Source organism: Streptomyces bicolor (genome assembly GCF_000719285.1).
In the GTDB taxonomy this organism is placed as follows: domain Bacteria; phylum Actinomycetota; class Actinomycetes; order Streptomycetales; family Streptomycetaceae; genus Streptomyces; species Streptomyces bicolor.
On the sequence record NZ_JOFS01000003.1, the window covers coordinates 180,416 to 198,312 of the forward strand.

Consider the following 17,897-nt stretch of genomic DNA (forward strand, 5'->3'; position numbering starts at 1 on the left):
ACCACTGGCGCGGGCCCGCCGAGGACGCTAGGAAGGGCACCAGGGGTGGTGGTGCAGGTGGAGTCCACGGGCGACACGTCCGGCCGGCCGCTCGCCGACGCGGAGGTGCACCGGCGGCTGGTGTACGGCGACGAGTCCGCGCTGGCCGAGGTGTACGCGGCGTACGGCGGCCTTGTGCGGCGGGTCGCCGTGCGGGTCACGCGCTCGCCGGGCGGCGCCGAGGACGTGGCGCAGGAGGTCTTCGCCCAGCTGTGGAGCAGGCCGTACGCCTTCGACCCGGAACGCGGCACGCTGCGCACCTGGCTCTCCGTGCTCGCCCACCGGCGGGCCGTGGACTGGGTCCGCAGCGAGGCCCGGCACCGCAAGGACGCCGGCGCCGACGACTCCGCGCTCCAGGCCATCCCCGACGCCGGGCCCGGCCCCGATGAGACGGTCGTCGACCGGGAACGCTCCCTGCTGCTGCACACCGCCCTCGCCGAACTACCGCAGTCGCAACGGGAGGTCGTGCATCTCGCGTACTTCGCAGGCCGCACCTACCGGCAGGCCGCCGTGGAGCTGGGGATACCCGAGGGCACGGCCAAGACCCGGCTGCGCACGGCCCTGCGCTCCCTGGCGGAAACTTTGGCCGACCCGCCGGACCCGGCGCTGGAAAGGGGCGCATGATGGCGAGAGGGGTACGAGCGGGGCACGGGCACCGGGACGGGTCAGGGGGAGGAGGCGCGGGATGACCGAGGGAGGAGGCGCGGGATGACCGACGATCACGAGGCGGTACGCGACCTGCTTGCCGCCTGGGCCTTCGGCGCCCTCGCCCCGGCCGACGAGAAGACGGTTGCGGCACACCTGGCCGGGTGCGAGAGCTGCGCGGCGGAGGCGGCACGGCTGCGGGAGACGGTACGGCTGCTGGACGGACCGCCGCCGGCCGGCATCCCCGAACGGCCGGCCACCGACGTGCTGTCCCGCGCTCTGCGCGAGCGGCCCGCCGTGCCGCGCCTCGCCGCGCACGCCGCGCCCTATGCGGCCGCCGTCGCCGGGCTGAAGGCGCTGCTGCCCGAGGTGTACGGCCGCTGGGGGTACGACCGCTGGAGGGCCCCGGTCGTACACGACTGGGACGTGCACGCGACCGTCGCCCATCTCCTCGCCGCCGACGAGCACCTTGCCGTGCTGCTCGGCATCGAGGCGCGGGTGCCGCCCTCACGGATCCAGGAGGGCACGGGCTGGGAGGCCGACTGGAACCGGCGCACGGCCGACGTGATCGTCCACGAGCGACGCCGCAGCCCCGAGAAGACGGTCGCCGCCTGGTCCGCTCAGGCGGACTCCCTGCTCGCCTCGCCCGAGGCCCACGACGCCGAACTCGCCGCCCGCGCCGTGACGTTGATGGGCCTGCGACTGCCCGTCGCCGACCACTTCCTGGTGCGTGCCTTCGAGACGTGGATCCACACCGACGACATCGGCCGCGCCCTGGGCCTGTCGGTCCCGGCGCCCCCGCGGGACCACCTGTGGCAGCTCGTCCGTCTCGCCGTCCGCGTCCTCGGCCTGGCCCTCGGCCCCACCGCGCCCCCGGTGCTGTTCTCGGTCACCGGGGGCGAGGAATGGGTACTGGGCTCCGATGCCGAGCCCGTACAGGCCGAACTCACCCTCGATCCCGTCGACTTCTGCCTGCTCGTCGGCGGACGGTACGCCCCCGAGGCGGTACCGAAGGGCGAAACGGGCGACGCGGCCGCCGTACGGAACGTACTGGAGCGGGCCGCGTCGCTGTCGTGGCTGTGAGGTCACCTCACATGTGGCTCACTTCACGGGCGTGAAGTCCCGCGCACCGATGAACTCCGGCCGCCGTACCGGAGCCGCGAAGGGCTCGACGGCCGCGTTCTCCACGCTGTTGAACACGATGAACACGTTGCTGCGCGGGAACGGCGTGATGTTGTCGCCGGAACCGTGCATGCAGTTGCAGTCGAACCAGGTCGCCGAACCGGCCTTGCCCGTGAAGAGCTTGATGCCGTACTCGGAGGCCATCTTGGTCAGCGCCTCGTCGGAGGGCGTGCCCGCGTCCTGCATCTGCAGGGACTTCTTGTAGTTGTCCTTCGGCGTGGCCCCCGCACACCCGAGGAAGGTCTTGTGCGAGCCGGGCATGATCATGAGCCCGCCGTTGGTGTCGTAGTTCTCGGTCAGCGCGATCGAGACGGACACCGTCCGCATGTTCGGCAGACCGTCCTCGGCATGCCAGGTCTCGAAGTCGGAGTGCCAGTAGAAGCCGCTGGCCCCGAAGCCCGGCTTGACGTTGATCCGCGACTGGTGGACGTAGACGTCCGAGCCGAGGATCTGCCGCGCCCGGCCGACGACCCGCTCGTCACGGACGAGCGCGGCGAACACCTCACTGATCCGGTGCACTTCGAAGACGGACCGGATCTCCTTGGACTTCGGCTCGATGATCGACCGCTCGTCCGCGCGGATCTCCGGGGCGGCGATCAGCCGCTCCAGCTCCTGCCGGTAGACGGCGACCTCGTCCTCGGTGATCAGCTGGTCGATGGCGAGGAAACCGTCGCGCTCGAAGGACTGGAGGTCGGCGGTCGCGATCGGGCCGGGGGTGTCGGGGGAGCCCCACACCACGGGGTCCTGGCGCGGGGTCGCCACCTCGGTGGCGCCGCGGCTGGGGTACAGGTCAGTCATCGTCGTCACGATGTCTCACACCTCCTCGGGCTCGGTGAGCAGCGGGTACACGCCGTTCTCGTCGTGGTCCTCCCGGCCGGTCACGGGCGGGTTGAAGACACAGATGCAGCGGAAGTCCTCCTTGATCCGCAGCGTGTGCCTCTCGTGCCCGTCCAGGAGGTACATGGTTCCGGGCGTGATGGTGTACGTCCGCCCGGTCTCGTGGTCGGTCAGCTCGGCCTCGCCCTCGACACAGACGACGGCCTCGATGTGGTTGGCGTACCACATCGACGTCTCCGTACCCGCGTACAGGACCGTCTCGTGCAGCGAGAAGCCGACCTTCTCCTTGGCGAGGACGATGCGCTTGCTCTCCCAGGTGCCGGACGCCGATTTCACATGGCGCTCGGTGCCTTCGATGTCCTTGAACGAACGGACGATCACGGTGCTGCGATGCCTCCTAGGTGGGGGTGTGCTGTTGCGATGAGGGGTTGGTCAGGCGGTCTCGCGGACGGCGCGGGCGAGGATGCTGAGGCCCTCGTCCAGCTCGTCCGGGGTGACCGTGAGAGCGGGCAGCAGCTTGACGACCTCGCTCTCCGGGCCGGACGTCTCGATGAGCAGCCCGAGTTCGAAGGCGCGCTGGGCGACCCGCCCGGCCCGCTCCTTGTCGTGGAACTCCATGCCCCACACCAGCCCGCGGCCCCGGTACTCCTTCACGTCGGCGAGGTTCTCCTCGCAGATCGCGATCAGGCCCTGCTCGACCTGCTCGCCGCGCGCCCGGGTCTGCTTCTCCATGGCGCTGCCGTCGGCCCAGTACATCTCCAGGGCGGCGGTGGCCGTGACGAAGGCGGGGTTGTTGCCACGGAAGGTGCCGTTGTGCTCGCCCGGCTCCCAGATGTCCAGCTCGGGCTTGAACAGGCACAGCGACATGGGCAGTCCGTAGCCGCTGATGGACTTGGACACGGTGACGATGTCCGGGGTGATGCCCGCCTCCTCGAAGGAGAAGAAGGCACCGGTACGACCACACCCCATCTGGATGTCGTCGACGATGAGCAGCATGTCCTGCCGCTCGCACAGTTCGGCGAGCGCGCGCAGCCACTCGGGACGCGCGACGTTGATGCCGCCCTCGCCCTGCACGGTCTCGACGATCACGGCGGCCGGCTTGTTGAGCCCGGAGCCCTGGTCCTCCAGGAGCCGCTCGAACCACAGGAAGTCCGGGACGGTGCCCTCGAAGTAGTTGTCGAACGGCATGGGCGTGCCGTGCACGAGCGGGATCCCGGCGCCGGCCCGCTTGAACGCGTTGCCGGTGACGGCGAGCGAGCCCAGGGACATGCCGTGGAAGGCGTTGGTGAACGAGACGATGGCCTCGCGCCCCTTCACCTTCCGGGCCAGCTTCAGAGCCGACTCGACGGCGTTGGTGCCGGTCGGACCCGGGAACATGACCTTGTACGGCAGGTCGCGCGGCCGCAGCACCAGGTCCTGGAAGGTCTGCAGGAAGGCGCGCTTGGCGCTGGTGGACATGTCGAGCCCGTGCGTGACGCCGTCCCGCTCCAGGTAGTCGATCAACGCCCGTTTCAGGACCGGGTTGTTGTGCCCGTAGTTCAGCGAGCCGGCGCCGGCGAAGAAGTCCAGGTATTCGTGGCCGTCCTCGTCGTACATGCGGCTGCCACGCGCACGGTCGAAGACGGTGGGCCAGCCGCGGCAGTAGCTGCGCACCTCGGACTCCAGGGTCTCGAAGACGCTGAGGTCGGGCTGGGTGATGGTCACGACTAATCGCTCCTCGTTGCGTGGGGGGATGCGAGAGGTGGGGGTCAGAGGGAGAGGGGACCGATGCGGTACAGGACTTCGGGGTCGTGCGGTCCGTCCGGGAACACGCTCGTGGGGAACAGCACCTCGCGCTCCAGGGCGGCGCCGTGCCGCTCCGCGAAGGAGCCGAACAGCCGCTCAGAGGCGGTGTTGCCGGGCGTGATGGTGGTCTCGACGCTCGTGACGCCGTACTCGCCGCCGACCCGTGCGACGAGCCCGTCGAGCAGCGCGGCGGCGATGCCGCGGCCGCGGTAGGCGTCGTCCACGGCCACCTGCCAGACGAGCAGGGTGCGCGGGCGTTCCGGCCGTACGTATCCGGTGACGAAGCCGACCGGCTCCCCGCGCTCGTCACGCGCGACGGCCGACGTGCCGGAGAAGTCGCGGCACCACAGCAGATAGCTGTACGACGAGTTGAGGTCGAGGGCCTTGGAGTCTCTGGCAATCCGCCACAGCGCGGCCCCGTCGGCCACCGCCGGACGGTCGATTTGCAGGTCTGCTTGTGCGGCAGTCATGCGAATTGAATTTACCGAGGGAAATTTGAAATTGCATGGCCGTGAGGGGTTACGTGTGAGCCATGGGTGTGTTATCACGCGGGCGTGAGGGGTGGCGCGAGAGGGCTGTGGAATGCCAGGTCTGTCCGGTTAATACCGGACAAAAAGGGTGCGATGTGGAACGCGTCACAGCCGTGTAACCCTCACGAGACCTGCCCGAATTACGCCGGTTGGTGTTCGCGGAATCTTTGCGTTTAGGTTCGGGGAAAGCGGGCAGAAGAGGATGGGAAGCTGCCCTTGAAAAGAATTCCCGGAATTACGCTGAATTCAGGCTCCGGTAACACCGTCGATACGCTCTCGCAGAATGTCGGCGTGCCCGTTGTGCCGTGCGTACTCCTCGATCATGTGAATGAGCACCCAGCGCAGGCTGACCTGCACTCCGGCCATGGGGCCGTCGGGAACCAGTTCCGCTCACACTCGGCGAGGTGCTGCGGGCGGGGTCGAAGGGGCGGCAGCCCCTTCGGGATGGGACGGGTGGGGGCGGCGGGGGGCGCGAAATTCCTACCGCCGGCCACCGTCCACGGCCCGCAGTGCCCCCTCCACGTCCACATCCAACCCCTGCTCCGCCAGCGCGGCGCCCAGCGCCGTCAGGCACCCCTTCACCGCTTCCGGCGTCGCATCCACCCCGTAGTGGTTGACCCGAATCATCTCCTTGGCCAGCGCACCCCCACCCGCGGCCAACGGCAACCCCGGCTCCGACTCCAGCGCCCGAGCCGCCACCTCCGACGCCACCACCCCCGCCGGCACCCTCAACGTGGTAGCGACCGGCGCCGCCTCCCGCTCCTCGTACACATACGGCTCCAGCCCCCCACCCAACGCGACAGCCCCCGCCCGAGCGGCCAGCGCGGCACTCCGATGCCGGCCCATCACCGCATCCAGGCCCTCCGTCTCGAGCCGCTCCACACACGCCTCCAGCGCCAGCATCTCCAGCTGCGCGGGCGCATGCAGCAGTGCCTTCCGCCCGCCGTCGATCCACCGCTCCTTCCAGTCGAGCAGCGACAGATACGACCGCCGCGGCGCCCCCGGATTCGCCGCCATCCGCGCCCACGCCCGCTCGCTCACCGACACCGCCGACACCCCGGCCGGCCCGCCCATCGCCTTCTGCGCCCCGATGACGCACAGGTCCACGCCCCAGGCGTCCGGCAGCACCGGCTCCGCGCCGATCGACGCCACCGCGTCCAGGTAGAACAGTGCCCCGTGCGCCCGCACGACCTCGCCGATCTCGGCTACGGGGTTGGTGTTGCCGGTGGCGGCCTCCGCGTGCACGAGGGACACGAAGTCGATCTCGGGGTGCTCGGCGAAGGCCGCCCGGATCTGGTCAGCCGTGACCGCCGTGTGGAAGGGCACCGCCAGATCGATCACGGTCGCCCCGCAGTCCCGCAGCCAGTTCCCGAAGGTCTGCCCGTACGGGCCGGTGATCACGTTCAGGGCGGTCGTGACGGGCCCGGCCGTCCCCCGGATCGCCCCTTCCAGCGGCAGCAGCGCCTCGCCTTGCATGATCACGACGTCCTGCTCGGTCCCGAGCAACCGCGCCACCCGGTCCTCGATCGCGGCGAACCGGGCGGCACTCAGCGGGGCCAGGTCCAGGAAGGGATGGGTCACGGCGGGGACTCTCTTCGCTCAGGGAATCGACGGCATGAGCGTAACCGGGGACCTCAACACCCCTCCCACTCCCGACTTCTTAGGTCGAAAGCCCCGGTTACCATCGGTTTGGTTTGAGGATCTCAAACCTCTCCTTATAATCGGAACCTACAGTTCCCTCACAGGAGGCTCCCCGTGAAGACGACCCTCGGGCGCCGGACCCGCATTCTGGCCGCATCCACCGCGACGGCCGGGCTGGTGCTCGTGGCCGGCTGCTCCTCCGACGACAACGGCGGCAGCGGTACGCAGACGGCGGCCGGCGGCGTCGAAGTCGTCAAGGCGGGCCAGCTGACCACCTGCACCCACCTGCCGTACCCGCCCTTCCAGTCGGAGATCGACGGCAAGGTGCAGGGCTTCGACGTCTCCCTCATCGACCTCGTCGCGGACGACCTGGGCGTCAAGCAGGCGATCGTCGACCAGCCCTTCGAGAACTTCAAGACCGGCGGTTCCCTCAACGCCGGCCAGTGCGACCTCGCCGCCGCCGGAATGACCATCACCGAGGAGCGCAAGAAGAACGTCGACTTCTCGGACCCGTACTTCGAGGCGACCCAGGCCGTCTTCGTCGACAAGAAGAGCGGCATCTCCTCCTTCGCCGACCTCAAGGGCAAGAAGGTCGGCGCCCAGGCGCAGACGACCGGCGAGGACTACGCCAAGAGCAAGGGCCTGGACCCGGTCTCCTTCGAGTCCTCCGACGCCGTCCTCAACGGCCTGCGCACCGGCCAGGTCCAGGCGGTCGTCATCGACTACCCGGTCGTCCAGGGCTGGCTTAAGGACAAGGCCAACGCGGATGCCTTCGCGGTCGCCGAGCAGATCAACACCGGTGAGCAGTACGGTTTCACGGTGAAGAAGGGCAACGACAAGCTCCGCGAGGCCATCAACAAGGCGATCGCGGACGCCAAGGCCGACGGCACGTACAAGAAGCTGTACGAGCAGTGGATCGGCCCGTACGACGAGTCAGCCGCCTCCGCCTCGCCCGCCGCCTCCTGACCCATGACCGACACGGACGTACAACTCCAGCCGAGGCAGCCCAAGAAGAAGGGCCTGACCCGGCGTCAGAAGCGCAGCCTGTCGCGCGGCATCCAGTACGTCGTCTTCGTCGCGGCCGTGATCGCCTTCGCGGTCGCGGCCGACTGGGACCGGCTGGCGAACCAGTTCGCGCAAGGCGACATCGCCGAGCAGATGTTCCCGGACGTCATCACGCTCGCGCTGAAGAACACCGTGCTGTACACCCTGTCCGGCTTCGCCGTCGGACTGGTCCTCGGCATGGTGATCGCGCTGATGCGCCTGTCGTCGGTGGGCCCGTACCGCTGGCTCGCCGGCGTCTACATCGAGATCTTCCGCGGTCTGCCCGCCCTGCTGATCTTCATCTTCATCGGGGTCGCCGTACCGCTGGCCTTCCCGGGCACCGAGATCCCGGGCGGCACATACGGCAAGGTCGCGCTCGCGCTCGGCCTGGTCGCGGCCGCCTACATGGCGGAGACGATCCGCGCGGGCATCCAGGCGGTGCCCAAGGGGCAGATGGAGGCGGCGCGCTCGCTCGGCTTCTCGCCCGCCCGCGCCATGGTCTCGATCATCATCCCGCAGGCGTTCCGGATCATCCTCCCGCCGCTGACCAACGAACTCGTCCTGCTCTTCAAGGACTCCTCGCTGGTGCTGTTCCTCGGTGTGACGCTGGAGGAGCGCGAACTGTCCAAGTTCGGCCGCGACCTGGCCAGCCAGACCGCCAACTCCACGCCGATCCTGGTCGCGGGCCTGTGCTATCTGCTGGTCACGATCCCGCTCGGCTTCGTCGTACGCCGTATGGAGGCGAAGGCCCAGGAGGCCGTGAAATGAGCGAGAGGCTTCTCAAGGCCGGCCCGGAGATCGAAGTCCGCGGCCTCAACAAGTCCTTCGGCGACAACGAGGTGCTGCGCGGCATCGACCTGGAGATCGGCCAGGGCGAGGTCGTGTGCGTCATCGGCCCGTCCGGCTCGGGCAAGTCGACGTTGCTGCGCTGCGTGAACCTGCTCGAGGAGCCCACCAAGGGCCAGGTCTTCGTCGGCGGCACCGAGCTCACCGACCCGGACGTCGACATCGACGCCGTACGCCGCCGTATCGGCATGGTCTTCCAGCAGTTCAACCTGTTCCCGCACCTCACGGTGACCGAGAACCTCACGCTGCCGCAGCGCCGGGTCCTGGGACGCGACAAGGCCGCCGCGGCCAGGGTCGCCGCCGAGAACCTGGAGCGGGTCGGCCTGTCGGAGAAGGCGTCGGCCTACCCGGCCTCCCTCTCCGGCGGCCAGCAGCAGCGCGTCGCCATCGCCCGCGCCCTCGCCATGGGCCCCGAGGTGATGCTCTTCGACGAGCCGACCTCCGCGCTCGACCCCGAGCTGGTGGGCGACGTCCTGGCCGTCATGCGCATGCTCGCGAACGAGGGCATGACGATGATGGTCGTCACCCACGAGATGACCTTCGCGCGCGAGGTCGCCGACCGGGTCGTCTTCATGGACGGCGGAGTGATCGTCGAGGACGGCACCCCCGACCAGGTCATCGGCAACCCGCGGCACGAACGCACCCGCCACTTCCTCTCCCGCCTCCTCGACCCGGCGATGGCGGACGTGGAGGAGGAGACCTCGGACCAGGTGGGCAAGGGCGACTAGCCGGTCATCGGGTGCGGGCCGCCGGTCACTAGGGTGCAGTCATGAGCGAACGCGCGGTGCTGCACGTGAAGGGCCGGATCCTCGTCGGGCCGGACGACGTCAGGGACGAGCTGTGGGTCGTCGACGGCCGGATCTCATACGACCGTCCCGTCGGCGCCCGCGACGTCCGGACCGTCGCGGGCTGGGCCCTGCCCGGCCTGGTCGACGCGCACTGCCATGTCGGCCTCGGCGCGCACGGCCCCGTCGGTGACGACGTCGCGGAGAAGCAGGCGCTCGCCGACCGCGAGGCGGGCACCCTGCTGATCCGCGACGCCGGCTCACCCTCCGACACCCGCTGGGTCGACGACCGCGACGACCTGCCGAAGATCATCAGGGCCGGCCGGCACATCGCCCGCACCCGCCGCTACATCCGCGGCTACGCCCACGAGATCGAGCCGGAGGACCTGGTCGCCTACGTCGCCCAGGAGGCCAGGCGCGGCGACGGCTGGGTCAAGCTCGTCGGCGACTGGATCGACCGTGACCTCGGGGACCTCGCGCCCACCTGGCCGCGCGAGGCGGTCGAGGCGGGCATCGCGGAGGCCCACCGCCTGGGCGCCCGGGTCACCGCGCACTGCTTCTCGGAGGACTCCCTCCAGGACCTGGTCGAGGCGGGCATCGACTGCGTCGAGCACGCCACGGGCCTGACGGAGGACCTGATCCCGCTGTTCGCCGAGCGCGGGGTGGCCATCGTCCCCACCCTCGTGAACATCGCGACCTTCCCGAAGCTGGCCGACGGCGGCGAGTCCAAGTTCCCCCGCTGGTCGGCCCATATGCGCCGGCTCCACGAACGCCGCTACGACACCGTCCGCTCCGCACACGACGCCGGCATCCCGGTCTTCGTGGGCACCGACGCGGGCGGCACCCTGCCCCACGGCCTGGTGGCGGCCGAGGTGGCGGAACTGGTCACCGCCGGCATCCCGGTGGTCGAGGCCCTCGCGGCGACGACCTGGGCGGCGCGGGCCTGGCTGGGCCGGCCGGGACTGGAGGAAGGGGCCGCGGCGGATCTCGTGGTGTACGAGTCCGACCCCCGGGCCGACGTACGGGTGCTGGCGGCACCGCGACGCGTGGTCCTGAACGGGAAGATCGTGAGCTGAGCCCGCCGATGAGCGGGTGACTGTGGAGAACGTGCGTGTCACCTGGTTCGAAAACCTGCACGGGAAACACACGTAGGGGTGAACTCCTGTCAGGGTGCTGACCGTGCATCCCGCATGCGCGATTCTTGCCGGGTCCCGAGCAAGTCTCCGCCGAGGAGTCCCCACCTTGAACGGCAAGAACTTCCGCATGCCCGCACGCCGTCTCGCCACCGTCGCGACGGCCACCGCCCTGGCAGCCGGTCCAGCGGCCCTGGCCGCGGCGGGCCCAGCGCACGCGACCGGCGACAAGGGCCACGCGAGCGCCGTCGTGCTGCGCACCGGGCTCGACGTCTCCCTGCTCAACAAGACCGTGAACGTCCCGCTCGCGGTCTCCCTGAACGAGGTGCGGGCGCCGCGGAGCGCCGAGAAGACCACGCTGACGGCCCAGTTGAACGGCGTCGACGGCGGGCAGCCCTTCAGCGTCCTCAACGCCGAGGTCGCCCAGTCGAAGGCGACGGTCGAGGAGGGAAAGGCCGAGGGGTACACCAACCTCGCCCATGCCAAGGTCCACGTCCCGGGTCTGCCCCTGCTGTCGCTCATCGAGGTCGGCCAGGTCACCTCGAAGGCCACCTGCGAGGCCGGGAAGAAGCCGACCGCCTCGTCCAACCTGCTGGGCGACGTCACCGTGCTGGGCAAGAAGGTCACGCTCACCGCCGGAGGGACCACGAACGTCGAGGTGCCGGGCGTCGGCGAGGTCCGGCTCGACTACTCCAGGACGGAGCACACCTCGCGCACGGCCGCCGCCACCGCCCTCGAACTCAAGGTCACCGTCAACCCGTTGAAGCTGAACGTCGCCAATGTCGAGGGCACCCTGACCCTGGCGGAGGCGACCTGCGAGACACCGGCCGGGTCCGCAGCGGGAGCCGACCCGAGCACCGAGCCGAGCACCGATCCGGCCGGCGACGTCAGGCCCCAGGGCGAGCCCGCCGACGAAGGCCTCGCGGAGACCGGCGGCAGCTCCATGACGCCGTACATCGCGGGCGGCGCCGTAGCCCTGCTCGTCGCGGGCGGCGGAGCGGTGGCGCTGGCACGCCGTCGGCAGGGCTGAACCGGGAGGCCGGTTCCCGGCTTCACAGGCTCTCGCGGCGCGCCGCCTCCACCGCCCGCTCCAGCGCTCCCAGGAACCGGCTGACCGTCGCCCGGTCCCGCACCGCAAGCCGCAGCCACTCCTCGCCCAGCCCGGGGAAGGTGTCCCCGCGCCGGACCGCGAACCCGAGTTCGCGCAGATGCCGTCGTACGGCGGCCGCCTCCGGCAGTCGTACGAGGACGAAGGGGCCCTCGGCCGGTTCGACCACCCGCAGACCGGCCGAGGCGAACTCGCCGAGTCCCGTGACGAGATGGGTCCGGTCGGCGGCGATGCGGTGGGCCGCGTGGGCGGCCTCCGCCAGTGCCGTGGAGGTGACGCAGGCCTCGGCGGCGGCGAGAGCGGGTGTGGAGACCGGCCACAGGGGCTGGGCGCGCTCCAGGTCGGCGATGGTCTCGGGGGAGGCCAGGACGTAGCCGATCCGCAGGCCGGCCAGTCCCCAGGTCTTCGTCAGGCTGCGAAGAACCACCAGACCGGGGACGTCCGTACGCCCCGCCAGCGCCTCCCGCTCACCCGGCACCGCGTCCATGAACGCCTCGTCCACCACCAACGTCCGTCCCGGGCGGGCGAGTTCGGTGATGGACGCGGCCGGGTGCAGCACCGAGGTCGGGTTCGTCGGGTTGCCGATCACCACCAGGTCGGCCTCCTCGGGGACGGCCGCCGGGTCGAGCCGGAAGCCGTCCTCCTCCCGCAGCAGCACCCGGTCGACCGTGTGCCCCGCGTCGCGGAGCGCCGCCTCCGGTTCCGTGAACTGCGGGTGCACCACGACCGGCCGGCGCACCTTCAGGGCGCGGGCGAGCAGGACGAACGCCTCCGCCGCCCCCGCCGTCAGCAGCACCCGCTCCACCGGAAGCCCGTGCCGTGCCGCCACCGCCGCCCGAGCGGGCCGCCCGTCCGGGTAGGCCGCGAGGGAGCCCAGTGACCCGGCGATCCGCTCCCGCAGCCACGCGGGCGGCGTGTCCGCGCGGACGTTCACGGCGAGGTCGACGAGCGCCGCGCCGCCGTCACGGACCTCGGCGTCGCCGTGGTGGCGCAGGTCGTGCCCGCCCTCAGTGCGCATGCGCGTGTCCGCCGTGATGGTGATGGTGGTGTCCGTGGTGGTGGCCGTCGTCGTCCGGGTGGAAGTGCGGCTGCTGCGGCAGGCCGACCTTGTCCTCGAAACCGGGCAGCGCGATGCGGTACACGCACGAGTCGCAGTTCATCCGCAGGTCGCCCTTGAGCGCCTCCTCGTACCGCTCCATCACCAGGTCGAGGAGCTCCGGCTCCGGGCCGATGACGTCCGCCGAGCGCACCTCGATGTCCGGGTGCGCCGCCGCCCAGCCCTCGGTCTGCTGGCGGACCCGGTCCGGGAGGATGCCCGTGAAGAGGAAGTAGGGCAGGACGACGATCCGCCGGGCCCCGAGCCGCACGCACCGGTCGAGTCCGCTCGGCACGTCCGGCGCCGCCAGCGACACGAACGCCGTCTCCACGCCCGCGTATCCGCGCCCCTCCCACAGCAGCCGCGCCGCCTTGTGCACCTCGGCGTTGGCGTCCGGATCCGTCGAGCCGCGCCCGACCAGCAGCACGGTCACATCCGCACGGTCCCCGGGCGTGCGGTTGCCCTCGGTGCCGAGCGCCTCGTCGAGGCGCCGCTCCAGCACCGACAGCAGCGCCGGGTGCGGGCCCAGCGGGCGGCCGTAGGTGTACGAGATCCCGGGGTGCCGCTCCTTCTCGCGGGCCAGCGCGGCCGGGATGTCGCCCTTGGCGTGCCCGGCGGACACCAGCATCAGCGGCACGGCGGCGAACCGCCGTACGCCCCGCTCGACCAGCTCGGTGACGGCCTCGCCCAGCGGCGGCGGGGACAGTTCGATGAAGCCGCCCGCGACGGGCAGTTCGGGGTGGCGGCGCCCCAGTTCCCGTACGAAGTCGCGGAACGCCTCGGCTCCGGCATCGTCCCGGGTGCCATGACCGGCGATGAGCAGGGCGGGCGGCGGGGTGGTCACAGTTTCTCCTCGGGATGGGAAGCGGGGTGGTACAGCAGGGCGTTGAGCGCGGCCGATGCGACCGCCGAACCGCCCTTCTCGGACACGTTGCTCACGGCGGGCAGCCCGCTCTCGCGCAGCGCGGCCTTGGACTCGACCGCGCCGACGAAGCCGACGGGCAGGCCGATGACGAGGGCTGGGTCGGCGTCCAGCGTCAGCAGCTCCTCCAGCGCGGTCGGCGCGTTGCCGATCACCCACAGGGCGCCCGGGCCGACCTGCTCGAAGGCGAGCCGGATGCCGTGTGCCGAACGGGTCAGCCCCGGCCCGGCCACGGCGTCCTTGAGCCGGCAGACCGTCTCGCGCCGGGTGATGCCGGCTCCGACCATCTCCACGTCCACGACGACGGGCGCCCCCGCGTGCAGGGCCGCATGCGCCTTCTCCAAGTCGGCCTCGCCCATGACGAGATCGGTGGCGTAGTCGAGGTCGGCGGCGGAGTGGATGACCCGCTCCACCACCGCCCTGGTCAGCGGAGGGAGGTGCGAGGTGTCCAGGCGGGCGCGCAGCCGCCGGTAGGACTCCTCCTCGATGGGATGAACGACGCGGTTCACTCGGCCTCCTGCCAGCGGTAGCCGCGCGGCGTCACCATGCGCCCCGCGATGTCGCGGGTCGCCGTGTTGCCCACGGTCACGACCGTCATCATGTCGACCGTCGCCGGGTCCAGGGCGGCCAGTGTGGTGAGCCGACCGGACTCGTCCGGCCGCGACGCGTTGCGTACGACCCCGACCGGCGTCGTCGGCTCGCGGTGCTCGGCGAGGATGGCGAGGGCCTTGGGCAGCTGCCAGTCCCGGCCCCGGGAACGGGGGTTGTAGAAGGTGACCACGATGTCCGCCTCGGCCGCCGCCCGCACCCGCCGCTCGATGACCTCCCACGGCGTGTGCAGGTCGGAGAGGCTGATGGACACGTGGTCGTGGCCGAGCGGCGCACCGAGGATCGCGGCCGCCGCGAGGGCCGCCGTCACGCCGGGCACGCCGATCACGTCGATGTCGTCGGAGGCCTCCGCGAGCGCGGGGGAGGCCATGGCGTACACGCCCGCGTCCCCGCTGCCGATGAGCGCGACGGCCTGCCCCTTGCGGGCCTCCGCCACGGCCGTGCGCGCCCGCTCCTCCTCGGCGCCGAGCCCCGACTCCAGGACCCGGGTGCCCGGCCGCAGCAGATCGCGGATCTGGTCGACGTACTGGTCGAGGCCGACGAGCACGGAGGCGCGCCGGAGTTCGGCCTTCGCGCGGGGCGTCAGCAGGTCCCGGGCACCCGGCCCGAGCCCGACCACCGCGAGCCGCCCGCGCCCCGGACGCCGTACGACGGCACAGGTCAACATCGCCGGCCGCCCGTCGGCGCGCTCCGACTTCCGCTTGGGTACGAGGAGTTCACCGCCGCGGACCAGGGCGGCGGCCTCGGCGACGGAGGGGGTGCCGACGGCCGCGAGGGGCGCGTCGGAGGGGTTGGGGACCTCGACGGCCGCCAGTCCCTCGGCGGAGTGGGTGACCAGGGGGACGCCGAGGCGGGCGGCGGCCTCGACGATGCCGGGTTCTTCAGCCTTGGCGTCGACGGTGGCGAGTTCGGCGAGCGAGGCGGGGGAGAGGCCGGCGTCGCGGAGGGCCTCCGAGACGAGGGTGAGGACCTCGTCGACCGGGGCGCCCTTGGAAGCTCCCACACCGACGACGAGGGACGGCGGGCGCAGGACGACCTCGCGCTCGGCGGGCTCCACAAGCCGGTCCGTCAGCCGGATCGCATACGACCCCTCGGCGCCGACCCGGAGGGGAGGCAGGGGCCAGCTGAGCTCGGCCCGCAGAGCCACCGGCTCACCATCGAGCAGGGCCCGCGAAACCCCGGCGACATCGCCCTCCACCGGGAACCCGAGCGTGTCCAGACCGGGCACCCCCACGGCATCCGTCGCCGTGGTCACCACGGGCTCGGCGCCGAGCAACTCACCGACCTCCTGGGCGAGTTCATTGGCCCCGCCGCCGTGCCCGCCGACCAGGGACACGGCGAACCGCCCGCCCTCGTCGACGCACACCACACCCGGGTCGGCCGCCTTGTCGGCCAACAGCGGGGCGATCAGGCGTACAACCGCACCCGTCGCCAGGAAGCACACGAGCTGCTCGCACTCCGCGAACGCCCGCCGTACGGCGTCCCCCACGGGCCCGTCGTACACGCGGGTGCGGTCCGGCCACACTGCGGCCAGCCGGTCCCGCGCCGCCGCCCCCGCCGAGGTGGCGGAAATGAGGCCGATCACTGGGCAACTCCTTCATGAGAGAGGGGGGTTCGAGTCCCCCACAGCAGGAAAACCGGATTGGTCGCCGCGAGCCGGGTCACGTCCCCCGGCAGCGGCGCGAGCCGGGACGACTGCAACAGCACCCCGTCGCAGGAGAACCCGGCGCTGGTCAGGGCCTCACGCGCGGCCGGCACCCGGTCGAGCGCGGCCATGGCGACGACCACCGTGCGCCGGGCGCGCCGCGCGCAGGCGCCGACGATCGCGGGCAGTTCGCGCCCGCCGCCGCCCACGAACACGGCGTCGGGGTCGTCGGCGAGATCCGCCAGCGCGTCCGGCGCCGTGCCGTGCACGACGTGCACGTCCACGCCGTGCGCGGCGGCGTTGGCGCGGATCCGCTCCACCCCGTCCGGAGCCTTCTCCACGGCGACCGCCGCCGCCCCGAGCCGGGCGCACTCCACGGCCACCGAGCCGGAGCCCGCGCCGACGTCCCACACCAGGTCGCCGAGGCGTGGCCCCAGCCGGGCCAGGGCCAGCGCCCGCACCTCGAACTTGGTGATCATCGAGTCGCGGTGCGCGAAGTCGGCCTCGTCCAGGGCCCATCCGGCGGGCCCCGGCGCCGGACCGGCCACCGTGCGCACCGCGCCCAGGGCCCGCTCGGGGTCCAGGCACAGCACGACGCTCACCGCCGTACCCCAGTCGCGGGCCGCCGCCTCGGCGGGCGTCACCCGCTCCACGCGCTCGCGCTGCGGATCACCCAGCGCGGAGGCGACGACCAGGGCACGCCGGCTGTCCCGCAGTGCCGCGCCCAGCTCGGCGGGCCCGGCGCCCGGCCCGGTCAGCACCGCCACCTTCGGATGCGCCCGGCAGACGTTGACGGCGGTCCGCGGATCCCGCCCGTGCGCGCTGACGACGACAGCGTCGTCCCAGGTCAGCCCGAGCCGTGCGAAGGCGGTGGCAACGGACGACACGCCGGGCCGCACATCCAGCAGCTCCGGCCCGAACCGTTCGGCCAGCGCCCGCACGATCCCGAAGAACCCGGGGTCGCCGGAGGCCAGCACCACCACAGGCCGATCCTTGGCGACGTACTCCTCGATGGTGTCGAGGGCGGGCGCGAGCGCCCCGAGCACGACCGTCTCCGCCCCGTCGGGCAGCCGTACGGCGTCCAGATGCCGCCGCCCGCCGACGACCAGCTCGGCACCGGCGACGATGTCCTCGGCCGGCGTCGCCCCCGTCCCCGTACCGACGACGGTGATCACGTACTGGCCCCCCGCTCACGCAGCGCCTTGCGCGCCTCCGGGTCGGCCTTCCGATAGCCGTGGAAGTGACCGGGGTGGTAGAGGTGTGAACGCGTGCCCTGCGCGTCGAGGGCCGGGCCGACCAGGAACAGGGTGTGCTTCCAGAGCTTGTGCTCCTTGACGGTCTCCTCCAGCGTGCCGATGGTGCACTTCACGACGAGCTCCTCGGGCCAGGTCGCCTGATAGGCGACGACGACCGGAGTGGACGTCGGATAGCCGCCCTCCAGCAACTCCCGCACGAGCTGCCCGCTGCGGGCAGCCGACAGGAAGATCGCCATGGTGGTGCCGTGCTTGGCGAACTCCCTGACCTCCTCCCCGGGCGGCATCGGCGTCTTGCCGCCCCCGAGCCGGGTGAGCACGACCGACTGGGCGACCTCGGGGATGGTCAGCTCCCGCTGGGCGAGCGCGGCGACGGCGGAGAACGCGGAGACGCCGGGCACGACCTCGGTGGCGATGCCGAGGGCGGCACACCGGTCGAGCTGCTCCTGAGTACCGCCCCAGAGGGCGGGGTCACCGGAGTGAATACGGGCGACCTTCCGGCCCTGAGCCCGGGCCCGCTCGTACACGGCGACGACGTCTTCGAGGGACATGGCCGCCGAGTCGAGGATCTCGGCGTCCTCACGCGCGTGCTGGAGGACCTCCGCCTGGACCAGGCTGGCCGCCCAGATCACGACGTCGGCCTCGGCGATGGCACGCGCGGCACGGAACGTCAGCAGATCGGCGGCGCCGGGGCCGGCACCGACGAAGGTCACCTTGCCGGTGGGGGCATCGGCCATGGGAACGGTCCTCTCCTAACAGGTACTACTGGAGTTGAGCTGGGGTGGTCGGTGTGCGGG

The 17,897-nt window shown here is 71.6% G+C and carries 18 protein-coding genes and 1 pseudogene; 7 read left to right on the plus strand and 12 right to left on the minus strand.

The annotated features are described in order from the left end of the window. The first annotated feature begins 45 nt into the window (after positions 1-45). Positions 46-663 carry an RNA polymerase sigma factor gene (locus tag IF78_RS0104725; RefSeq protein WP_031477310.1) on the plus strand — a complete coding sequence of 206 codons (618 nt, stop codon included), beginning with the start codon at positions 46-48 and terminating at the stop codon, positions 661-663. Between the two features lie 84 nt (positions 664-747). After that, a complete protein-coding gene (locus tag IF78_RS0104730; protein ID WP_031477309.1) occupies positions 748-1,767 on the plus strand; it encodes a maleylpyruvate isomerase family mycothiol-dependent enzyme in 1,020 nt (339 codons plus the stop codon). A gap of 18 nt (positions 1,768-1,785) precedes the next feature. Here the strand turns inward: IF78_RS0104730 and thpD are convergent, their stop codons facing one another. From thpD to IF78_RS0104760, 6 genes and pseudogenes are all read right to left on the minus strand, one after another. Then, positions 1,786-2,664 carry an ectoine hydroxylase gene (thpD, locus tag IF78_RS0104735; protein WP_031477308.1) on the minus strand — a complete coding sequence of 293 codons (879 nt, stop codon included), beginning with the start codon at positions 2,662-2,664 and terminating at the stop codon, positions 1,786-1,788. Between the two features lie 15 nt (positions 2,665-2,679). Further along, positions 2,680-3,084 (minus strand): ectoine synthase, encoded by a 405-nt coding sequence (locus tag IF78_RS0104740; RefSeq protein ID WP_031477307.1) that lies wholly within the window; start codon positions 3,082-3,084, stop codon positions 2,680-2,682. A 51-nt stretch (positions 3,085-3,135) separates the two neighbouring features. After that, a complete protein-coding gene (gene ectB, locus IF78_RS0104745) occupies positions 3,136-4,407 on the minus strand; it encodes a diaminobutyrate--2-oxoglutarate transaminase (protein WP_031477306.1) in 1,272 nt (423 codons plus the stop codon). Positions 4,408-4,451: 44 nt separating this feature from the next. Then, on the minus strand, positions 4,452-4,958 hold the full coding sequence (ectA, locus tag IF78_RS0104750) for a diaminobutyrate acetyltransferase (RefSeq protein ID WP_031477305.1): 507 nt from the start codon (positions 4,956-4,958) through the stop codon (positions 4,452-4,454). 306 nt (positions 4,959-5,264) lie between these two features. Then, positions 5,265-5,399: pseudogene (locus IF78_RS45695) on the minus strand (mycothiol transferase); the annotation flags it as partial. A gap of 99 nt (positions 5,400-5,498) precedes the next feature. Continuing rightward, entirely contained in the window at positions 5,499-6,599 is a 1,101-nt protein-coding gene (locus tag IF78_RS0104760) for a pyridoxal-phosphate-dependent aminotransferase family protein (protein WP_031477304.1), read from the minus strand. 174 nt (positions 6,600-6,773) lie between these two features. On the opposite strand from IF78_RS0104760, the gene IF78_RS0104765 reads away from it, so the two are divergent. The 5 genes from IF78_RS0104765 (at position 6,774) to IF78_RS0104785 (ending at position 11,497) form a co-directional block, all read left to right on the plus strand. After that, positions 6,774-7,625: a transporter substrate-binding domain-containing protein gene (locus tag IF78_RS0104765; protein ID WP_031477303.1), complete on the plus strand. Its 852-nt coding sequence runs from the start codon at positions 6,774-6,776 to the stop codon at positions 7,623-7,625. 3 nt (positions 7,626-7,628) lie between these two features. Further along, positions 7,629-8,471, plus strand: coding sequence for an amino acid ABC transporter permease (locus IF78_RS0104770; protein WP_031477302.1), 843 nt, complete (start codon positions 7,629-7,631; stop codon positions 8,469-8,471). Beyond that, the gene (locus IF78_RS0104775; protein WP_031477301.1) at positions 8,468-9,277 is read left to right on the plus strand and encodes an amino acid ABC transporter ATP-binding protein; all 810 of its coding nucleotides are present in this window, start codon (positions 8,468-8,470) and stop codon (positions 9,275-9,277) included. Before IF78_RS0104770 ends, IF78_RS0104775 begins: the two co-directional genes overlap by 4 nt. Before the next feature lie 41 nt (positions 9,278-9,318). After that, complete coding sequence (locus IF78_RS0104780; RefSeq protein WP_031477300.1) at positions 9,319-10,410, plus strand: amidohydrolase family protein; 1,092 nt, start codon at positions 9,319-9,321, stop codon at positions 10,408-10,410. 166 nt (positions 10,411-10,576) lie between these two features. Beyond that, entirely contained in the window at positions 10,577-11,497 is a 921-nt protein-coding gene (locus IF78_RS0104785; protein ID WP_031477299.1) for an SCO1860 family LAETG-anchored protein, read from the plus strand. 22 nt (positions 11,498-11,519) lie between these two features. Here the strand turns inward: IF78_RS0104785 and cobC are convergent, their stop codons facing one another. Genes cobC through cobM form a run of 6 tightly spaced genes read right to left on the minus strand, consistent with a single transcriptional unit; the run spans position 11,520 to position 17,837 of the window. Beyond that, positions 11,520-12,593, minus strand: coding sequence for an Rv2231c family histidinol phosphate aminotransferase CobC (gene cobC / locus IF78_RS0104790; RefSeq protein WP_031477298.1), 1,074 nt, complete (start codon positions 12,591-12,593; stop codon positions 11,520-11,522). Next, a complete protein-coding gene (locus IF78_RS0104795; protein ID WP_031477297.1) occupies positions 12,583-13,515 on the minus strand; it encodes a sirohydrochlorin chelatase in 933 nt (310 codons plus the stop codon). Before IF78_RS0104795 ends, cobC begins: the two co-directional genes overlap by 11 nt. Next, positions 13,512-14,102 carry a precorrin-8X methylmutase gene (locus IF78_RS0104800; protein ID WP_031477296.1) on the minus strand — a complete coding sequence of 197 codons (591 nt, stop codon included), beginning with the start codon at positions 14,100-14,102 and terminating at the stop codon, positions 13,512-13,514. The genes IF78_RS0104795 and IF78_RS0104800 overlap by 4 nt, the downstream gene beginning before the upstream one ends. Then, the gene (gene cobJ / locus IF78_RS0104805) at positions 14,099-15,787 is read right to left on the minus strand and encodes a precorrin-3B C(17)-methyltransferase (RefSeq protein ID WP_031477295.1); all 1,689 of its coding nucleotides are present in this window, start codon (positions 15,785-15,787) and stop codon (positions 14,099-14,101) included. Before cobJ ends, IF78_RS0104800 begins: the two co-directional genes overlap by 4 nt. After that, on the minus strand, positions 15,784-17,022 hold the full coding sequence (locus IF78_RS0104810; protein WP_031477294.1) for a bifunctional cobalt-precorrin-7 (C(5))-methyltransferase/cobalt-precorrin-6B (C(15))-methyltransferase: 1,239 nt from the start codon (positions 17,020-17,022) through the stop codon (positions 15,784-15,786). Before IF78_RS0104810 ends, cobJ begins: the two co-directional genes overlap by 4 nt. Beyond that, positions 17,019-17,837 (minus strand): precorrin-4 C(11)-methyltransferase, encoded by an 819-nt coding sequence (gene cobM / locus IF78_RS0104815; RefSeq protein WP_031477293.1) that lies wholly within the window; start codon positions 17,835-17,837, stop codon positions 17,019-17,021. The genes IF78_RS0104810 and cobM overlap by 4 nt, the downstream gene beginning before the upstream one ends. Positions 17,838-17,897: the final 60 nt, after the last annotated feature.

Excerpts from the sequence above, each read along its gene's own strand:
- IF78_RS0104730 (WP_031477309.1), top strand. The coding sequence starts at position 748 with ATGACCGACGATCACGAGGCGGTACGCGACCTGCTTGCCGCCTGGGCC.
- thpD (WP_031477308.1), bottom strand. The coding sequence starts at position 2,664 with ATGACTGACCTGTACCCCAGCCGCGGCGCCACCGAGGTGGCGACCCCG.
- ectA (WP_031477305.1), bottom strand. The coding sequence starts at position 4,958 with ATGACTGCCGCACAAGCAGACCTGCAAATCGACCGTCCGGCGGTGGCC.
- IF78_RS0104770 (WP_031477302.1), top strand. The coding sequence starts at position 7,629 with ATGACCGACACGGACGTACAACTCCAGCCGAGGCAGCCCAAGAAGAAG.
- IF78_RS0104775 (WP_031477301.1), top strand. The coding sequence starts at position 8,468 with ATGAGCGAGAGGCTTCTCAAGGCCGGCCCGGAGATCGAAGTCCGCGGC.
- IF78_RS0104780 (WP_031477300.1), top strand. The coding sequence starts at position 9,319 with ATGAGCGAACGCGCGGTGCTGCACGTGAAGGGCCGGATCCTCGTCGGG.
- cobC (WP_031477298.1), bottom strand. The coding sequence starts at position 12,593 with ATGCGCACTGAGGGCGGGCACGACCTGCGCCACCACGGCGACGCCGAG.
- cobM (WP_031477293.1), bottom strand. The coding sequence starts at position 17,837 with ATGGCCGATGCCCCCACCGGCAAGGTGACCTTCGTCGGTGCCGGCCCC.